Annotated in this window: 20 protein-coding genes; 12 read left to right on the top strand and 8 right to left on the bottom strand. The window is 34.2% G+C overall.

The features are described 5' to 3' along the window. The first annotated feature begins 63 nt into the window (after positions 1–63). From FLAVO9AF_RS06750 to FLAVO9AF_RS06730, 5 genes are all read left to right on the top strand, one after another. Positions 64–1,056, top strand: a complete 993-nt coding sequence (locus FLAVO9AF_RS06750; RefSeq protein WP_159686112.1) for a hypothetical protein — start codon at positions 64–66, stop codon at positions 1,054–1,056. A gap of 42 nt (positions 1,057–1,098) precedes the next feature. Then, on the top strand, positions 1,099–2,601 hold the full coding sequence (locus FLAVO9AF_RS06745; RefSeq protein ID WP_236552288.1) for an OmpP1/FadL family transporter: 1,503 nt from the start codon (positions 1,099–1,101) through the stop codon (positions 2,599–2,601). A 323-nt stretch (positions 2,602–2,924) separates the two neighbouring features. Then, entirely contained in the window at positions 2,925–4,235 is a 1,311-nt protein-coding gene (gene rimO / locus FLAVO9AF_RS06740; RefSeq protein ID WP_159686107.1) for a 30S ribosomal protein S12 methylthiotransferase RimO, read from the top strand. A 32-nt stretch (positions 4,236–4,267) separates the two neighbouring features. Next, the gene (locus tag FLAVO9AF_RS06735; RefSeq protein WP_159686103.1) at positions 4,268–4,720 is read left to right on the top strand and encodes a hypothetical protein; all 453 of its coding nucleotides are present in this window, start codon (positions 4,268–4,270) and stop codon (positions 4,718–4,720) included. A gap of 22 nt (positions 4,721–4,742) precedes the next feature. Further along, positions 4,743–5,642 (top strand): N-acetylmuramoyl-L-alanine amidase, encoded by a 900-nt coding sequence (locus tag FLAVO9AF_RS06730; RefSeq protein WP_159686098.1) that lies wholly within the window; start codon positions 4,743–4,745, stop codon positions 5,640–5,642. A 56-nt stretch (positions 5,643–5,698) separates the two neighbouring features. Here FLAVO9AF_RS06730 and FLAVO9AF_RS06725 read toward each other — a convergent pair whose 3' ends face one another. Further along, positions 5,699–6,340 carry a hypothetical protein gene (locus FLAVO9AF_RS06725; RefSeq protein WP_159686094.1) on the bottom strand — a complete coding sequence of 214 codons (642 nt, stop codon included), beginning with the start codon at positions 6,338–6,340 and terminating at the stop codon, positions 5,699–5,701. 78 nt (positions 6,341–6,418) lie between these two features. After that, complete coding sequence (locus FLAVO9AF_RS06720; RefSeq protein ID WP_159686091.1) at positions 6,419–8,932, bottom strand: mechanosensitive ion channel domain-containing protein; 2,514 nt, start codon at positions 8,930–8,932, stop codon at positions 6,419–6,421. A gap of 279 nt (positions 8,933–9,211) precedes the next feature. On the opposite strand from FLAVO9AF_RS06720, the gene FLAVO9AF_RS06715 reads away from it, so the two are divergent. Further along, on the top strand, positions 9,212–10,777 hold the full coding sequence (locus tag FLAVO9AF_RS06715) for a YdiU family protein (RefSeq protein WP_159686088.1): 1,566 nt from the start codon (positions 9,212–9,214) through the stop codon (positions 10,775–10,777). A gap of 46 nt (positions 10,778–10,823) precedes the next feature. On the opposite strand, the gene FLAVO9AF_RS06710 is transcribed toward FLAVO9AF_RS06715, so the two are convergent. Beyond that, entirely contained in the window at positions 10,824–11,519 is a 696-nt protein-coding gene (locus FLAVO9AF_RS06710) for a hypothetical protein (protein WP_159686085.1), read from the bottom strand. Positions 11,520–11,646: 127 nt separating this feature from the next. Here FLAVO9AF_RS06710 and FLAVO9AF_RS06705 point away from each other — a divergent pair, with 127 nt between their 5' ends. From FLAVO9AF_RS06705 to FLAVO9AF_RS06685, 5 genes are all read left to right on the top strand, one after another. Continuing rightward, positions 11,647–12,228: a hypothetical protein gene (locus tag FLAVO9AF_RS06705; RefSeq protein ID WP_201296282.1), complete on the top strand. Its 582-nt coding sequence runs from the start codon at positions 11,647–11,649 to the stop codon at positions 12,226–12,228. Positions 12,229–12,368: 140 nt separating this feature from the next. Then, positions 12,369–12,929, top strand: a complete 561-nt coding sequence (locus tag FLAVO9AF_RS06700) for an L-threonylcarbamoyladenylate synthase (protein ID WP_159686082.1) — start codon at positions 12,369–12,371, stop codon at positions 12,927–12,929. Between the two features lie 35 nt (positions 12,930–12,964). Continuing rightward, complete coding sequence (locus FLAVO9AF_RS06695; RefSeq protein ID WP_159686079.1) at positions 12,965–13,348, top strand: GxxExxY protein; 384 nt, start codon at positions 12,965–12,967, stop codon at positions 13,346–13,348. Positions 13,349–13,371: 23 nt separating this feature from the next. Further along, positions 13,372–14,793 (top strand): CCA tRNA nucleotidyltransferase, encoded by a 1,422-nt coding sequence (locus FLAVO9AF_RS06690; RefSeq protein WP_159686076.1) that lies wholly within the window; start codon positions 13,372–13,374, stop codon positions 14,791–14,793. Positions 14,794–14,858: 65 nt separating this feature from the next. After that, positions 14,859–15,881, top strand: a complete 1,023-nt coding sequence (locus FLAVO9AF_RS06685; protein WP_159686073.1) for a COX15/CtaA family protein — start codon at positions 14,859–14,861, stop codon at positions 15,879–15,881. 14 nt (positions 15,882–15,895) lie between these two features. Here FLAVO9AF_RS06685 and FLAVO9AF_RS06680 read toward each other — a convergent pair whose 3' ends face one another. Then, complete coding sequence (locus FLAVO9AF_RS06680) at positions 15,896–16,366, bottom strand: hypothetical protein (protein ID WP_159686070.1); 471 nt, start codon at positions 16,364–16,366, stop codon at positions 15,896–15,898. Between the two features lie 162 nt (positions 16,367–16,528). Here FLAVO9AF_RS06680 and FLAVO9AF_RS06675 point away from each other — a divergent pair, with 162 nt between their 5' ends. Then, entirely contained in the window at positions 16,529–17,302 is a 774-nt protein-coding gene (locus FLAVO9AF_RS06675; RefSeq protein WP_159686067.1) for a CDP-alcohol phosphatidyltransferase family protein, read from the top strand. Positions 17,303–17,396: 94 nt separating this feature from the next. Here the strand turns inward: FLAVO9AF_RS06675 and FLAVO9AF_RS06670 are convergent, their stop codons facing one another. From FLAVO9AF_RS06670 to FLAVO9AF_RS06655, 4 genes are all read right to left on the bottom strand, one after another. Continuing rightward, positions 17,397–18,164 (bottom strand): LytTR family DNA-binding domain-containing protein, encoded by a 768-nt coding sequence (locus FLAVO9AF_RS06670; protein ID WP_159686064.1) that lies wholly within the window; start codon positions 18,162–18,164, stop codon positions 17,397–17,399. 107 nt (positions 18,165–18,271) lie between these two features. Next, positions 18,272–18,622 carry a 2TM domain-containing protein gene (locus FLAVO9AF_RS06665; protein ID WP_159686061.1) on the bottom strand — a complete coding sequence of 117 codons (351 nt, stop codon included), beginning with the start codon at positions 18,620–18,622 and terminating at the stop codon, positions 18,272–18,274. 26 nt (positions 18,623–18,648) lie between these two features. Further along, positions 18,649–18,954 (bottom strand): 2TM domain-containing protein, encoded by a 306-nt coding sequence (locus FLAVO9AF_RS06660; protein WP_159686058.1) that lies wholly within the window; start codon positions 18,952–18,954, stop codon positions 18,649–18,651. A gap of 2 nt (positions 18,955–18,956) precedes the next feature. Then, positions 18,957–19,283, bottom strand: coding sequence for a 2TM domain-containing protein (locus FLAVO9AF_RS06655; protein ID WP_159686056.1), 327 nt, complete (start codon positions 19,281–19,283; stop codon positions 18,957–18,959). Between the last annotated feature and the right edge of the window lie 2 nt (positions 19,284–19,285).

Below are 19,285 nucleotides of genomic sequence, written 5' to 3'. Positions count from 1 at the left end.
ACTTATTAGTTAGGCAAAACTAACTATTTTTGTATTGTTCAACAATAAAAAATCCCATAGAATATGAAAACTACTGTTTTTTTCTCAAGAAATATAAGCCAATTTACATTTATTGGATTTTTATGTTTACTAATTTCATCGTGTGGGTCTTACCAAAACAGCTCCTATTACGAAACAGACGGTGTTTACGGCTCAAATTCTTCGAGAGTTGTTTACAATGAATCACAAAACACCTCTGGTAATCAATATCAAGAATATTTTAGGTCATTGCAAAACACCAATTCATCTTCAGAAATTTTCACAGATGTAGAAAGCTATAATAATTATGAAGATGTTAATGATAGTATCCAAGCACCAAATACTGGCTATGCAAGCTGGGGAAGCAATCCACAAAGTACCACTATATACATAAACGACAATGGCTGGAACAACTGGTATGGTGCCGGATGGGGATGGAACAACCCTTGGGGATGGAATGGCGGCTGGGGTTGGAATACTGGATGGGGCTGGAATACTGGATGGGGTTGGAATGCTGGCTGGGGCTTAGGTTGGGGATGGGGTTATCCTGGTGGTGGCTGGTGGGGTTATCCTGGCGGATACTGGGGATACCCAAGTTACAGATACAACAATTATGCCTACAATGCTAGCAGAAGAGGTTCTGGATACACCAATGGAAACTACGTTAACAGAAGCTACAATAGCCGTAACAGTCAAAACATGACTACTTATAATAGAAGAAGTAGTACAGATTACAGAAGAGGTACTACTGATTTCAGAAGAAACAGCAACTCTAGCTACACAACTAACAATTCTTTCACTAGAAGAAACAGCAGCTCAACATCAAGCAACTCAAGCTACAATCCAACAAGAACCTCAAGAGAGAGCAGTAACTACACAACAAATTCTTCTAATTCTTCTAGAACAAGAAGCAATAGCTACACTCCTAGTCGATCTTATTCTCCAAGTTCTTCAAGTGGAAGTATGCGTTCCTCAGGAGGTAGTAGCGGAGGTGGAACGAGATCGTCAGGCGGAGGCGGAAGAGGCGGAAGGGGTTAATAACTTCCTAAAACAACTATTCAATCAAACAACTTAACCAATATGAAGAAGACCTATATAGTAATCGCTATTGCTTTTTTGTACACTTCAGCAAAAGCTCAAGAAATATCGGATGCTTTACGTTATTCTGTAGACAACCTCAACGGTACAGCTAGATACCGATCGATGAGCGGCGCTTTTGGAGCATTGGGTGGTGATTTATCCTCTATCAATGTAAATCCAGCAGGTTCTGCTGTGTTCAACAACAATCAATTAGGACTAACTATAAGCAATTATAGCACTAAAAATAATTCCAACTATTTTGGAACCCAAACTAGCGATAGTGAAAATTCTTTTGACTTGAATCAAGCTGGAGGTGTTTTTGTATTTAAAAACCACAACAGAAATGCCGACTGGACTAAAATTGCCTTTGCGGTTAACTATGAAAATACCAACAATTTTGACAATGCAAAATTTTCTGCAGGAGTAAATCCAACAAATTCTATAGCTAACTATTTTTTGAGTTATGCTAATGGAATTCCGTTGAACATACTTGAAAACGGGAATTATCCTGAATTAAGCTATGCAGAACAACAAGCTTTCTTTGGTTATCAAGGATATATAATCAATCCTGTTTCAAATGCAACTAGTAATACCGCCTATACCTCAAATGTTCGCGAAGGAGGCAATTACTACCAAGAAAAAGCGATTTACTCCAATGGGTACAACGGAAAGTTATCCTTTAACTTTTCCTCATCCTATAAGGACAAACTATATATAGGTATTAACCTTAATTCGCATTTTTCTAATTATACTCAATCAACTAGATTTTACGAAGACAATGATAACACTTTAACAAACGAAGATCGAATTACAAGAATGCGTTTCAGTAATGATTTATACACTAACGGAACGGGATTTTCTTTTCAAATAGGTGCTATTGTAAAAGCAACAGAGGAATTAAGATTTGGTGCGGCTTATGAATCTCCAACTTGGATGAATTTGAGTGATGAATTAACACAACGATTAAGTTCCGTTAGTAGCAATACCTCTGGAGAATTACCTACTGATGTAATTGATCCACGTATTACTAATTATTACGCTCCTTACCGTTTGCAAACTCCGAGTAAATTTACTGCAAGTGCGGCTTATGTGTTTGGCAAAAAAGGATTAATAAGTATTGATTACGCTATAAAAGACTATAATAATGTCAAATTTAGACCTACAAGTGACGATTATTATAGAGATTTAAACGCTGAAATGAATGCATCTCTTAAAACTTCAGGCGAATTACGAATTGGTGCTGAATATAAAATTAAAGCGTTGAGTTTGAGAGGTGGCTACCGAATGGAAAAAAGCCCTTATAAAAACAAAACTACCATTGGAGACTTAACTGGCTATTCTGGAGGTTTAGGATACAATTTTGGAGCAACACGAGTTGACCTTGCTTATTCTTACGCAAAACGAAATTACCAACAAGGTTTTTTTAGCACGGGACTTACGAATGCAGCAAGCATAGATGCTATCAACAACAATGTTTCTCTGACGGTGCTGTTTGAATTATAAAAAGAAATAGAAAAAGAAGCCAAGTTCGGCTTCTTTTTTTTGCTGTTACTTTATCGAGCCTTCTTTTAAATGACAACAAAAAAGCCCTATCTTCCTTATAGCCCCGGTAGGAGCGGCATCCTTTGCCTTTTCTTTCAAAAGGCAAAGATATAGCGGATGACGGGTCTTTGAAGCCAAGAAAACCTTTTTCTTCCTGCTCCCAATTCACTCCAAAACTTTATATAAAATCCAATGCATATTGGGATGTGATGTGTAATAAATGCTTTTTCAGAACAAAAAAAAGCGTATTTTTGCCAATTCCTAGAAGAAGGGGAATCTATACTATGAGAACAAAATCAACAAAAAAGAATAAAATCAACGTCATCACTTTAGGGTGTTCAAAAAATATTTACGATAGCGAGGTTTTGATGGGACAACTTCGTGCAAGCGGAAAAGAAGTTACCCATGAAGCAAAGGCAGATGAAGGAAATATTATCGTAATCAATACGTGTGGTTTTATTGACAATGCCAAGGCCGAATCTGTGAATATGATTTTGGAATATGCTGATAAAAAAGAAAAAGGATTGGTTGACAAAGTTTTTGTAACTGGTTGCCTTTCTGAAAGATATCGTCCGGATTTAGAAAAAGAAATTCCGAATGTAGACCAATACTTTGGAACCACTGAATTGCCTGGTTTATTAAAGGCATTAGGCGCAGATTACAAGCATGAATTATTAGGCGAGCGTTTGACAACAACTCCTAAAAACTATGCTTATTTGAAAATTTCTGAAGGTTGTGACCGACCTTGTAGTTTTTGTGCAATTCCATTAATGAGAGGAAAAAATGTTTCCCAAACCATTGAAAAGTTGGTTAAAGAAGCTGAAGGATTAGCCAAAGACGGTGTAAAAGAATTGATTTTGATTGCTCAAGACTTAACGTATTATGGTCTTGATTTGTATAAAAAACGTGCGCTTGGCGATTTATTAGAAGCGTTAGTAAAAGTTGAAGGCATTGAATGGATTCGTTTGCATTATGCATTTCCTACCGGTTTCCCAATGGATGTTTTGGAGATTATGAAGCGTGAACCAAAAATATGTAACTATATTGATATTCCGTTGCAACACATTTCGGATAGTATTTTGAAATCGATGCGTCGTGGTACTACGGAAGCTAAAACTACTCAATTATTGAAAGATTTTAGAGCGGCTGTTCCGGGAATTACAATTCGTACCACATTAATTGTAGGTTATCCTGGTGAAACCCAAGAAGATTTTGAGACCTTGAAAAACTTTGTTCAAGAAATGAAATTTGACAGAATGGGTTGTTTTGCTTATTCACACGAAGAAAATACACATGCCTATTTACTAGAAGACAATGTTCCTGACGAGGTAAAACAGGCTCGTGTAAACGAATTAATGGAACTACAATCTCAAATTTCATGGGATTTGAACCAAGAAAAAGTAGGTAAAACGTTCAAATGTATTATTGATCGCAAAGAAGGAGCACACTTTATTGGAAGAACCGAATTTGATAGTCCAGATGTTGACAATGAAGTATTAATTGATGCTTCAAAACATTATGTGAAAACTGGGGAATTTGTTATGATCAAAATTACAGATGCAACAGAATTTGACTTATACGGAGAACCTGTATAATTTAGTATATTTGAATCCATAAATAGTTTACAATGCAAAAATTTCAATATTTATTGTTTTTAGGGTTTACGTTATTTTTCACTCAGACCAATTGGGCACAATACAATAACGGTTATGGCAATAATGGCTACGGTGGAGGTTACAATGGTAGAATGAATCAAATGGGAATGGGACCTGGGGCAGCACAAAGCGCTCCTAAACCACCATCTAACGAAGAAACCGCTTCAAGAGTAATGGAAAGTTTAAAAGCTGATCTTAATTTTGATGCTTTGCAAGAAATTGCTATCAAAAATTTATTAATAGAGAGTTTAAATGCACAAGGTGTAATCATAAAAAAAGATGGTTCAAACGAAAGTAAGAGCGAAGATCTTAAAGTAATTTCTGAGAATACCGACCGAAAAATACTTGAACTTTTGAATCCAGACCAGAAAGAAATTTATAAAAAAATTATTGCTGGAGGATTTAAAAAGAAGAAAAAGAAATAAAAAAAACAAAAACCAACTACCAATGTTTAAACAACTTCTACTTACTATTGGATTGGGCTTGCTTATTAGTTCGTGCGGAACAAATCCATACAAAGAGAGCAATAAAGTATACGAACAGCAATTAAAGGTTTTACAGCAAAAATTAGCTGAAAAAGAAGCTATTGCGCTAAAAAAAGTAGAAACTACTACCACTCACGATACACTTTATACAAAACAAATCAATACGCTGAAGGACTCTATTTCTAAATTCAATCCAACAGCTTTAGAAAATGTTACAACCGAATGGATTGGAACGGTTAACTTCAACTTAAGAAAACCTAATTTTGTAATCATACATCATACCGCACAGGATTCCTTAAAACAAACCTTAAAAACATTCACATTAGCAAGTACTAAAGTGAGCGCCCACTATGTAATCGCCGAAGATGGCAAAGTGGTTCAAATGCTAAATGACTATTTAAGAGGTTGGCATGCAGGCAATGGAACTTGGGGAAGAAACAGCGATATCAACTCTGCCTCTATCGGTATTGAACTTGATAATAACGGCTCAGAGCCATTCTCTGAAGCACAAATTAATAGTTTATTGGCTCTTTTAACAAAATTAAAAAAAGACTACAACATTCCGACTCAAAATTTTATAGGTCACTCTGATATTGCTCCTACTAGGAAAGTAGACCCTAGCGCTTTGTTTCCATGGCAATTATTGGCTGAAAAAGGTTTTGGTCTTTGGCCAGAAGCGCAATTGGAAACAGCTCCTACAGATTTCAATGCCGAAATGGCTTTGCGAATAATTGGATATGACACAAAAAACCTGAATGCCGCTATCAAAGCATTTAAATTGCATTATATCAAGACAGAAATTGACTCAATTATAGATCAAAAAACATTAAATGTTATTTACGCTATTTATAAAAAGCAATAACAGTGTTATCTAAATAAAAAAGGGCTTTTGATATTCAAAAGCCCTTTTTTTATTACTTAAAACTTAAACCAAGCATAAGGTTCATGTTCAAAATCCAATGCTCTTGGCAAACCATCGCCTGGAGTCACTTTTAGTTCAGGTTGCATTGATGGATTGGACGGATAAGTTTTTCCATTAAACTTTACAATACGGTATTTACTTCCGCTGTAAATAAACAAGTCCTTCCATCCGTTGGTTTTATTCGTATCGATTACAACCGGATTACCTGATACCGAAAATTGCGTAATTACATTTCCTTGATCATCCAACAGCAGTTGAGTACATCCTCCAGTACCACAAAAATAACCTCCAGTTAATCCAACTAGAATCTCTTTTTTTCCATCTTCGTTTAAATCATATTCAAAGAAAATAAACTTTTTACTATTGTCATCGATAAAATTCTTTGCCAAATCATCTTTGTACAAGTCTTTCAAAGTTAAACGAATCAAATCGGCTGTTTTTAAACTTGAAGAATTAATACCGTAGCTTCCAGCTGGTATAGTATCTGTTGGATCAGGATCTACCATAGCTTCCGCTTTTGAAGAGTCTACTGCAACAGCGGTTGTATCAGCGGTTGATTCCTCAAGTTTTGCTTCTTTCTTACAAGAAGTTATTCCAAAAAATGCCAAAAGTGCTAGTGTTACAATTACTTTTTTCATGTGTATTTTTATTAAAGTTAGTATTCAATTTTATAGTGCTCATCATGCATTTACAAAAAGCATTCCACTTTATGAAAATCATTCTTTATCCAAATTTTCATCATTGTTCGCAGAGACATTGGAACGAATATGCAAATCTTGCTGTGGAAATGGTATTTCGATTCCATTTGCTTTAAAAGCTACATCAATTGCTATAATAAGATCATTGCGAACATCATTCCCAAAATTAAAATGAGGCACCCAATATTTTACAGCAAAATCTATAGAACTATCGTTGAATTTAGTCACCCAAACCATCGGAGCTGGATTTTTCAATACCAATTCGTGTTGCATTAATACCTCAATCAAAATAGTTTTTACTTCATTCAGATCTGAACCATAAGCTACACCCAAATCAATTTCAAATCTACGGCGATTACTCCCCATAGTCCAATTCACCAAATGTTGACTCAACAAATCGCCATTTGGTATAATCACATCGGCTCCATCCCAAGTAGTAATAACACTGCTTCGAATTCCAATTGATTTCATTTTTCCCGTCTGCCCACCTACCTCAACAATATCATCCAAATTGATGGGTTTTTCAAAAGCAATAATTAATCCGCTTACCAAGTTGTTAATTACATTTTGCAAACCAAAACCAATACCCACACTCAATGCGCTAATCATCAATGCTATTTTATCCATAGGTATTCCCACTGATATGAAAGCGATTAAAACACCAATGGTGATTATAGCGATACGTATCAATAATAACCAACTGCCTAAACCTGATTTTGGTGTTCCATTGTTTGCTCCTTTACTATCGGTGGTTAAAAAAGAAACAATTTTGGCGCTTAACCCTGACATGAATAAAATGAAGAAAAATAAGAATATCGCGTTAAATGAAAACTTGAATTCACCAAATTGTTTTTCTTCATAAAAAGCCTCGGAAATAGGCTCTATAAAACTTTGAAAACTATAGGAATTTCTACTTATTAAAACATACCAAGCTATCGCAAATAAAACATAGATAAAACTTGGTACTTTAAAACTCTCCTCTTCTTTTTCTTCTTCTAAAAGTGCTTCTTCTTCAGATTGTGATAAATATTTTGAAAAGTTTAAAATATCTAAACTTAAACCAAATGACCAAATTAATTGGTAAGCGATTAAAATTGTAAAATACCCATTTGTCATTAAAATTTTTGCCAAATTATAACAATTTGCAAACGATAAAATCATCGCAGCACATTCAAAAACCATAAATACCAATAATGCAATTACAAAACTTTTTTCTTGAATTTCTTTATCTTTTTTCTTTCTGTTCAAAAACACATAAAGACCTAAAGCAAGACCTATAACACTTAAAAACAATACGAATCGAGACTCTGACACGGTATAGAGCAACAATAAATTATCTTGAAAAGCCAAATTATTGAGCACAAAAAATGCTATCCAAATTAAAAACAAGTATTTACTAACCGACCTGTATAAAATAAGCGTTAGTGCTAATCCAGCGATAATCCATAAAAAGGCACTAAATACAAAGGGTGGTGAAGGCAAGAAAAATTGAAAAATAGAAATCATAATCAATATAGAGGCTGCCAAAGGATAATTCAAAACGTGCCCAGGGTATTTTAAATCCTCATACAAATCGGCCTTCTTATATTTGCTTCTAATGACTCTTAAATAAAGTGTTAATCCAATTATAAAGAGAAATAATAAGGACAGAATACCTGTTTGATTTGCAAAATAAAAAATAAACAACAAGTAGCCTTTTATAAAAGAATGCACAAAATTTTCAACAAATGATAAGCCTTTTCCATTTTTATCAGCTATATCTGGCGAAAATGAGTTTACCTTTTCACTTAGTTTCTTTCTTGCATTATTTACAACAGCTAAATCTGACTCCAAACTAAATTTGAACATTTTTCCGTTAACCTCTAACTTTTGGATACTATCAATAGCATTTTTTAAGTTGGTATTGGCAATATTCAAATCTTTAGCCATTAATACCATCCGCTGATAATAATTTTTTTTGGCTGCTTCTTGAGCAGGGATTTGATAAAAAATCTTATCTGTAGCTAAGGAATCCATTCTTCTTTGAATTCCACTCAAAGATTTATTATTTGACGAAATCTTATCTAATTGATAATCAGTTCTTTTCAATAATTCGTTTAATAAAAGTGAAGTTGTAGTTAAATCCCTAACGGTTTGCATCTTACTCACATTCTTTACGATGCCTTTTACTGATTTTTCTTTCCATTCAACTAATAATTCAAGTTCTTTGGTGAAGCCCTTATAATCGATACCTTCTTTCAGTATGGTATTTGCTTTCTGAATTTCCTCATTGAGCAAATTAAAACTAGCATTTTGCCTGTTTGTCAACACATTAAACTCATAGTTTGTTTTATTTTCTTTCAAACTCGCTTCATTCAATTGTTGCATTAACAAATCTAACTGCTTGTTTTCCTTTGCCAAAGTATCCTTGTTGACTTCTTTTTTAGCTTGACCAAAAGAGACCAAAGTAAGGGCAATAAAGAATACAGTACAGTAGGTTTTAAAATTTAAAATAAAGAAATTATTCAACACTCTTTTTGGGTTAGTTTTCATAAAAAATGGAATTATTAATGATCGAATAAAAAAAGGGTCTACAAAATAAGCTTTCACGTAAGTAATCATAGATTAACTAAAAACTTGTCATAAAAATAGTTAAAAAAACAGAATTACAATCAATTAATCTTTAACACACTATGAATTTTTTGATCTAATCATTCGTTAATTAAAATCAAAAAGAATAAGAAATTAGTGTAGATTGATTTATTTTTACTAACGAATTTAGTATTCCCAAATGGAACAAAATTTTTAGAATACTACTATTTTATCAAAAAAATGACACTCAATCTCAACAATATTTTTACCAAAGAATTACCTGCTGACTCGGACACTAACAACATTCCTAGGCAAGTATACCAGGCTTGCTTTTCATACGTATCCCCCAAAGTACCTTCAAAACCATCATTAATTCACGTTGGTATTGATGTTGCGAAGCAAATTGGATTAGAACAAGATGAGTTGCTGGACGATGATTTCTTAGCTGTTTTCTCAGGAACAAAAATTTATCCTAATACACAACCTTTTGCAATGTGTTATGCAGGACATCAATTTGGGAATTGGGCAGGACAATTAGGAGATGGAAGAGCCATTAATTTGATGGAAATCAAACATAAAGAAAAAAACTTTACACTACAATTAAAAGGTGCTGGTCCAACTCCCTATTCACGAACTGCAGACGGATTAGCCGTTTTACGTTCTTCCATTCGTGAATACTTATGTGCAGAGGCGATGCATCATTTAGGAGTACCCACTACCCGCTCCCTTTCATTGGTTTTAACTGGAGACGAAGTACTTAGAGACATTATGTACAACGGGAATCCAGCTTACGAAAAAGGCGCTATTGTTTGTAGAGTAGCACCAAGTTTTATTCGATTTGGAAATTTTGAAATTTTTGCCGCCAGACAAGATCATAATAATCTGAAATTACTGGCTGATTTTACCATTCAACATTATTTTCCATCCATAAAAGAAACTGGCAAAGAAAAATACATTCAATTTTTTGAAGAAATTTCAAAAAGCACACTCAAAATGATTCTTCACTGGCAAAGAGTAGGTTTTGTCCATGGAGTTATGAATACAGACAATATGTCAATTCACGGCATTACTATTGACTATGGCCCTTATGGTTGGCTAGAGGACTACAACCCTACTTGGACACCAAACACAACAGACAACCAACAGAAAAGATATCAATTTGAAAATCAACCTCAAATTGGCTTATGGAATTTGTATCAACTCGCCAATGCATTGTACCCATTAATCGAAGAAACCCAACCTCTCGAGGCTATTTTGGACGCCTACACTAAAGAGTATGATGTAAAATATCTCCAAATGATGCAATCAAAATTGGGATTACAAATAAAAGACAAAGAAGATCGCAACTTAATTCAAGAACTTATCGATTTGCTACAAGAAATAGAGACCGATATGACTATTTTCTTTAGAAGCTTGAGTTTAGTACTTAAAAATGATACTCCAGAAACTGCTTTAACAAAAATTGAATTTGCTTTTTATAATGCTAATGATTGTACTGAAAGCATAACTCTGAAATGGCACAATTGGTTCACTAAATACATCAGCAGACTTCAATTGGAAGTACTCTCTGACATAGAAAGAAGTACCGCTATGAATCAAGTTAACCCAAAATATGTACTTCGAAATTATATGTCACAATTGTGTATTGATGCCGCTGAAAAAGAAGACTATTCTATACTAAAAGAATTGTTTGAACTTTTACAAAAACCTTACGAAGAACAACCTGAATATGAAAAGTGGTACTCTAAACGACCCGATTGGGCAAGAGTGAAGATAGGTTGCTCTATGCTTAGTTGCAGTTCATAAAAAAAAGGAAGCTTTACGGCTTCCTTTTTCATTTAAAAATCATTTTTTACTTTGAGAAAGAGGTCAACAACTCCGTTTTCTCAATCTTGCCATTCTTAGCATAGGTTTCTTGCTTCACCATACCCACTCCTTTAGCAACCCATTGCTTAGTAGTACCTTTTTTGGCAAAAAGCAATTTAGTATCTGTTGTGGCCGTAATAACCATACAATCAAAAGTACCTGCAGGAACGGTTATTTTCTCTTGCCCAACTACCTTTCTATCCAAGGTTTTAAAATACATATTCATATTCATTGCTGAGGATTTTACAGCAATATCAATTTCACTATCTGGTAATGTCTGACCCACACTTAAATCTAGCGGTGACTCAACATCTTTACCAGAAACATCTACTGTAATGTTGGGATCTTTCATATTAGATTTTAATTGATTGCTTACAATCTTCTTCTGATCCATGATAGCTACCTTACCATCACAAGTGATATCGTACTCGGTATTCAAAGTTTCCTTTCCTTTGGAATTGGTCACAAGATGAATGACAACTTTGCCTGATGAAGCATCTTTTACCAAAAAACTAGAAACTGCCTCTACCTCATTTTTTTTATCATAGGCAGTAATTTCATATTTAGCTCCTTTGTGGGCAGCAAAATATCCGTCGCACGGTTTTTGACCATATACCAAAGTTGTTGAGTATACTAAAACCAATACTAAAAACCCAAATTGGCGCAATGCTTTTCGTTTCATATTATTTCTTTTTAAGTTGATACATAGACAAATATAATTTATTTTTGGAAAAAAAAAGGTAAAAAAAATAGAATTATTTATTTTGAATATCTTAACTTTGAGTGATAACTTTAAAAACTAAATTTTTATGAAAACGATTAAACTAAATTTTTTATCATTGCTTCTAATGTTTTTTATTGGAATAACAGGGTTTGCACAAAACTTACAAGATCTAGTTGGAGATAAAGCGGCAGGTGCTTTTAATGAATTAAGAGATAGAGGTTATACCTATATAAACGGAAGTAAATCTGGAGATAGTGCCTATCAAAACTGGTACAACAGAAATCAAAACAAATGTGTAACTGTAAAAGTTAATGATGGTAGAATAAACTCTATTGTTAAATCAACTTTGGAAGATTGTGGTAAAGGCAAATACAGCAATAACAACAACAGATACAATAATGACTATAACGACAGTTATAACAACAACAGATACAACAACAACAAAAAGAACTATAACGGGAATTTTGATTATGGTTATTTGAATCGTCAAAAAGCGACATATGCGTATAGCGAATTAAGAAAAAATGGCTTTGACGAGCAAAAAACACACGAGCAAGGTGGCAACACTTACAAAGTTTGGTTCAACAACGACTCCAATCAGTGCTTGAAAACAACAAGTAGAGATGAAAAAATCACTTCCATAGTGGTTTCTACACATTGTAAATAATTTTATAATTTAAAATTATACAACCAAAGCCCGACTTACGTTGGGCTTTTTTTTTGTTTAAGGCTATTAAAATAGCGATTCATACCTCAATTTAGGAATCAAATGGATAGCTTTGCAAATGAAATAAACATAATGACCTTATGAACGAAGAAATCATCAATGCTTTTGAAGTTATAAAAAACGGCGGCATCATTCTTTATCCAACGGATACGGTTTGGGGCATTGGTTGCGATGCGACGAATCCTGAAGCCGTGGCCAAAATATACCAACTCAAACAAAGAACCGAAAGCAAAAGTATGATTTGCCTTATGAATGGGGAAAAAATGATGTACAACGTATTCAAGGAGATTCCCGAAGTAGCTTGGCAAATTCTAGATTTATCCGAAAAGCCAACAACTTTAATATTAGATAATCCAAGAAATGTAGCGCCTAATTTAATTTCTGAAGACAAATCATTAGGTATTCGACTGATAAAAGAACCTTTTTGCTTTAAATTACTAGAACGTATGAAAAAGCCATTAGTGTCTACTTCAGCTAATATTTCTGGACAACCCACACCATTATCTTTCAAAGAAATTAGTCCAGAAATTATAAAAGGCGTAGACTATGTTGTAAATTTGCAGCAGGAAAAAATTGCAGGAAAACCTTCTACGATTATTAAATTGACGAATGATTCTCAGGTTAAAATCATCAGAAAGTAGTAGTTAACCGCAAATTCGCAAATTGTATTATTTATATGGAAGAATACATTTATAGAGAAGAAAATTATGCAATCGTAGGAATACTTTTTGAAGTTCATAAAAATCTTGGAAAAGGATTTTCTGAAATTGTTTACAAAGATGCAATAGAATTTGAACTTCAACAAAACAACATTCCATATCAACGTGAAAAAGAATTTGCAGTAAACTATAAAAACACGACTCTAAAGCATAAATTTTATGCTGATTTTGTGGTTTATGACAAAATCATTCTTGAAATAAAAACAGTTGATTGTTTCAATAACAGTCATTATAACCAATGTTTAAATTATTTAAAAGTTTCCAAAAATAAATTAGCCATATTGGCAAATTTCAATTTAGTTTCTTTAGAATACAAACGCATAATAAATTCAAAAAATTAATTTGCGAATTTGCGGTAAAAATTATGAATTATAAATCAGCACTTAATAACACAATATTCGAAGTAATATCGAAAGCTTCCCAAGAACTAAACATAGAAAGTTATGTAATTGGCGGGTTTGTTAGGGATTTACTTTTAAAAAGAGGCACCAAAAAAGATATCGATGTGGTGGCCGTGGGCAGTGGCATCGAATTGGCTCTTAAAGTTTCCGAACTTTTACCTAAAAAACCAAAGGTGCAAGTATTCAAGACGTACGGCACCGCTATGCTCCGTTTTGAAGATACTGATATCGAATTTGTTGGCGCTAGAAAAGAATCCTACACCCACGATAGCCGAAATCCTATCGTAGAAAATGGAACCTTACAAGATGATCAAAACCGCCGTGACTTCACCATAAATGCTTTGGCTTTGTCTTTGAATCCATCTAACTATGGAGAACTCTTAGATCCCTTCGGTGGAATTTCGGATTTAGAAACTAAAACGATAAAAACTCCGCTTGACCCAGATATTACCTTCTCGGATGACCCGTTAAGGATGTTGAGAGGCATTCGTTTTGCTACGCAATTAGGTTTTGATATTCATCCAGAATCTTTAGCTTCCATTACCAAAAATGCAGAAAGAATAAAAATCATTTCAGGAGAACGCATTGTAGAAGAGTTAAACAAAATTCTTCTGACCGAAAAACCTTCTTTGGGCTTTTTATTGCTTTACAAAACGGGATTATTAGAACTAATTCTGCCTGAATTAACAGCCTTGAATCAAGTAGAAGAGATAGAAGGTCACACGCACAAAAACAATTTTTATCACACACTTGAAGTAGTCGATAACATTTGCCCGAACACAGATGATGTTTGGTTGCGATGGGCTGCTTTATTGCACGATATCGGAAAAGCTCCAACGAAACGCTTCAACAAAAAACAAGGATGGACGTTTCACGGTCACGAGTTTTTGGGTGGTAAAATGGTTAAGAAAATCTTCGAAAGATTGCATATGCCCTTGAACCATAAAATGAAGTTTGTACAAAAAATGGTAGTGATGAGTTCTAGACCAATTGTATTGGCGCAGGACACTGTTACTGATTCAGCAGTACGTCGTTTGGTTTTTGATGCAGGAGAAGATGTAGAAAACTTAATGACACTTTGCGAGGCCGATATCACCACTAAAAACCCAAACAAATTCAAAAAATACCACAGTAATTTTGAAATTGTACGCAAAAAAATTGTTGAAGTTGAAGCACGTGACCACGTCCGTAATTTTCAACCTCCAATAAGTGGTGAGGAAATAATGGAGCTCTTCAATTTAAAACCATCCAGAGAAATTGGCATCCTAAAAGAAGCGGTTAAAGAAGCTATTTTAGAAGGAGAAATACAAAATGAGTACCAAGCTGCTTATGAATTTATCTTAAAAAAAGGAGCCAAATTAGGGCTAAAGATTAACGATTGTTAGCCCTTTTTTTCGTTGCCAAACCCATAAATTTGCAATAAAATAATTGATTTTTTATCACTAAAAAAATGACTAAATCTAATAAACCTGTTATCATTTGGCTGCTTTCTGGTTGCCTACTTTTATTTTTAATGGTTGTGGTTGGCGGAATTACCCGATTAACTAATTCTGGACTCTCAATGACCGATTGGCATTTGATTACCGATACCTTCCCTCCTATGACAGAGGCGAAATGGAGTCAAGCTTTTGAAGAATACAAAAAGTTTCCTGAGTATCAAAAAATCAATATTCACAATGATTTTACCTTATCTGATTATAAATTCATTTACTTCTGGGAATGGTTTCACCGTTTTATTGGTCGAATCATCGGGATGGTGTTTTTAATCCCTTTCTTTTATTTTTTAGCAAAAAAAAGATTAGAAAAATCGACCATCAAAAAATGTATTGTTCTTTTGTGTATGGGAGGATTTCAAGGATTTTTGGGTTGGTTTATGGTAAAAAGTGGATTAATTGACAATCCAGATGTGAGTCATTTTAGACTGGCTTTGCACCTTACTTTTGCATTCATCACCTTTGCTTATACCCTCTGGGTGGCTTTGGATTTGATTTATCCTAACAAAGACAACTTTTATCCTCAATTGAGAACTATTGCACGATTTGCCTTTGTGTTTTTGATTATTCAAATCATATACGGTGGTTTTGTTGCAGGTTTAAACGCTGGATTAATTCACAACCATTGGCCATTAATGAGCGATGGCCAATTCATTCACGATAGTGTATTTATCGAAAAAAACAGTTTTATCCTCAATTTGATTGAAGGAAAAAGCGGCGTGCAATTCGTGCATCGTACTACCGCTTATCTTGTAGTGGCGTTAATGGTTTTGTTGTATTTCAAAAGCAAAAAATACTCTTTGTCAATTGCACAACAAAACGGTCTCAATGCGCTTGTTATACTTGTTTTTGTACAATTTGCACTAGGCGTTTTGACTTTGTTATACAGCGTGCCCCTTTGGTTAGGATTAGCACACCAAATCACAGCTTTCTTTTTATTGACAGCTATGACTTACACGCTACACCGTTTCACTAAATAAGATAAAGAGATGGTCTAATACATCATCTCTTCTCTTTCAAACGTTGGCAAAACGATGTGATTGATGTTTTGTTCCATCCATTGGTTCTCTAACAAATCTGCCCACGCATTCATATATTTTACCGTATCTGACATCACATTTCTATTGAAAGAAGCCACACCAGCTTTGGCTAAAATCTCGGGATTGGACAAGTTTTCGAGCTGTCTCAAATCTGATTGCGTAAAACCAAATTCAATCATTCTACCGATAATTAAATCCATAGGATAACCACTCGTTGGACAATAATCTATAACTTGTTCCGACCAATCACCTCGCTTTTGCAAGGCAAACTGTTGAATTTCTGCTCTGGTAAACGAAGTTATATTTTGTGCCAAATGCCCACAATTACAACTCCCCATATGCCCCCATTCATAACGACCGCTAGTTGCTATTTGTGTCGCCGTTTCTCTTAGGGCTTGAATTACTTTTAAATTTGGTACCGCCATAATACAATAAATTTGGTTTTTTAATACCATAAAAGTACTAAAACTCGAAACGCGCTTTTTTTACTTTAACACAAAGTAAACTATTGTTTAGGCAACTATTCCGCTTAAATTGAGCTACTTTTGCGCCTCGACTATATTGTCATTTTACTTTTACAGCTTATAATGTCAAAACTTGCAACACAAGATAAGTTCTTCGACCTCTCCGATTATGGTCGCCCATTTGGTAAATTTCTGGCGCAACAACTAAAAGAAACTCGATTTACCCCAATTCACGTAACGCTACTTTTTGGCATCTCTGGCTTGATTGCCATTTTTTGCATACTCACTAATCATTATTTTTTGGCCGCCTTTTTCATTATTTTAAAATCTGGAATTGACGCTGCAGATGGTGAATTAGCAAGACTAAAAAACAAACCTTCATACGTTGGTAGATACCTCGATAGTGTCTTTGATATCGTCTTAAATTTTATGATTTTTATGGCCATTTGTTGGGTCTCAAAAACGACATTTTGGTATGCGTTTGCAGCTTTTTTTGGCATCCAATTACAAGGAACTTTATACAATTATTACTACGTAATTTTGAGACATAAATCAATTGGAGGAGACAGTACTAGTAAAATATTTGAGTACAAAACACCCAAAGCTTTGCCTGGAGAAACACAAAAATCGGTGACTTTTTTGTTCCGAATTTATACAATCGTTTATGGGCTTTTTGATAAAATAATTCACGCATTAGACCAAGAGGCATACAAAGTAAAAACGTTTCCGAATTGGTTTATGAGCTTGTTATCCATTTATGGTTTAGGCTTTCAATTGCTAATTATTGCCGTGATGTTACCGTTGCATCTTATTGAATACATAGCACCATTTTTTATTGCCTACACACTTATGGTTTTTGTTCTTATTGCTATCAGAAAACGGTTTATTAGTGAATAAAAGCGTAATAGATAAATCCTATGACAAACACGTAAATAACTAATAACCAGTATTTTTAACTGTTTTTATCTAAACTAAAAAATGAAGCCATTTTTTAACCAATCCAGTTTCTGAAATCGGCTACTTTTTCTCTACTTACTATCACTTCTTCGGCTTTATAAGTAGGTAAAATAATCTTTAAACGAGAGTTACTGTACACCACTATCTCCTTTATGGCCTTTAATGGAATGATAAATTTTCGGCTGATTCTGTAAAAAGCAGTAGGGTCTAATTCTTGTTCCAAAACCTCTAAAGTGGTTTCCAGAAGATAATCTCTGTTGTCGAAAGTATGCAAATAGGTTCCTTTATTTTCGCTGTAAAAACATTCAATTTCATCAACTGAAATCACCTTCAAATGTTGCCCAATTTTTAGTGTAAATCGCTTTTTATAATTTTTCTCAAATGGGTTGGTCAGCATCTTTTTGATAGCTTCAAAATCTAACGCAAGCGAAGGATTTTCAGGTGCCTTTTCTGGGACTCTTGATTTGTATTTATTCACTGCAATTTCCAAGTCATCTTCATCGATGGGTTTGAGTAAATAATCAATACTGTTGAGTTTAAAAGCACGCAAAGCATATTCGTCATAAGCGGTGGTAAAAATGATAGCACTCTTAATTTCGACTGCTTCAAAAATGGCAAAAGACAAGCCATCGGATAATTGAATATCCAAAAAAATTAGGTCGGGATGGGGATGGTTCCAAAACCATTCGATAGCCTCTTCTACCGAGTGCAGCAGTACTGTTACATTGATTTGTAGTTTTTCGAGTTTACGTTGCAACAAACGTGCTGCTGGTTTTTCGTCTTCGATGATTATAGTCGTCATTATTTGAGGTTAGAAGTTAGAAATTAGAGGTTTGAAATTAGAAATTAGAGGTTAGAAATTAGAGGTTAGAGGTTAGAAAACTGAGAACTGAAAACTGAGAACTGAAACTATTTCCACTGTTGTTGTTTTTCAACTTCTTCTTTTAAAAATTCCTCCATTTTTCTTTTCTCCCAATCTTTGCCTAAAAACAAATCTTTCCCAAAAACAGAAGCTCCGTGTGCTACCAATCCAATGCCCCAAAAGAAAGCAGTATTAAGTGTTTGCCAACTCCAAAAATTGGTATCTAGTGAATCAAAATGTCTTGCTCTCATAGCGATTAATCCGATATTAACTAAAACATACACTATTAGATGCACATAAAATCCTTTTATTTTTTGCACTCTTTTAAATGCGATATCGTAACGCTCTTCTTGAGTTCTGTCTAAAAATGAATCGTATTGATTTTGCTTATTTTCCATTTTATTTTCTATTTAAACTTATTTTTTTATTTCCAATCGTTTCTGGATTGTTTCTCTTTTTCCATAAACTCTTTAATTTTTTGCTCTTCCCATTCTTTGCCGAAAAAAGGCATCCAATTGAACACTTTCATTGCGTGAAACAACACGCCTACACCCCAACCTAGTAAAGGCCAAAAGAACCATAAATATCCTGGAGAGGTTAGTAAATTGATTACTGCTAAAAATATATTCACTACAATGTAAGAGGTCAAATTTCCATAAAATCCTTTTAAATCCTCCACTCTTTTCTTGGCTTGATAGTATCTATCTTCTTCTTGAAAATTCGTTTCCATAATTATTTCCAGATTTGTTTTTCGTTGTTCTTTCCGATTATTCTTTTAATTTGCTTTTCTTCCCAAGATTTACCCAAAATTACTTCTGTAAAAAACAATTGAACCGCTTGAATAGCAAAAAAGGTAGTCCAAATCGCCATTACAAAACCGTTGATGTAACGTATGGGAAAAAAGTTCAAAGGTGCGCCATAATACGTTTTCAAAACATAGATTACTACGCCTAGCATAAAAAACACCATATGAAAATAAAAATCTTTCAGCTTTTTTACTCTTGCTTTGGCCATTTTCACCAAACCTTCTTGTTCTTGACTGGTATCTATTCGTTCCATCG

Source organism: Flavobacterium sp. 9R (assembly GCF_902506345.1).
In the GTDB taxonomy this organism is placed as follows: Bacteria; Bacteroidota; Bacteroidia; order Flavobacteriales; family Flavobacteriaceae; genus Flavobacterium.
The sequence above is the reverse complement of the archived record's forward strand: the minus strand, read 5'-3'. Positions and strand labels throughout refer to the sequence as shown.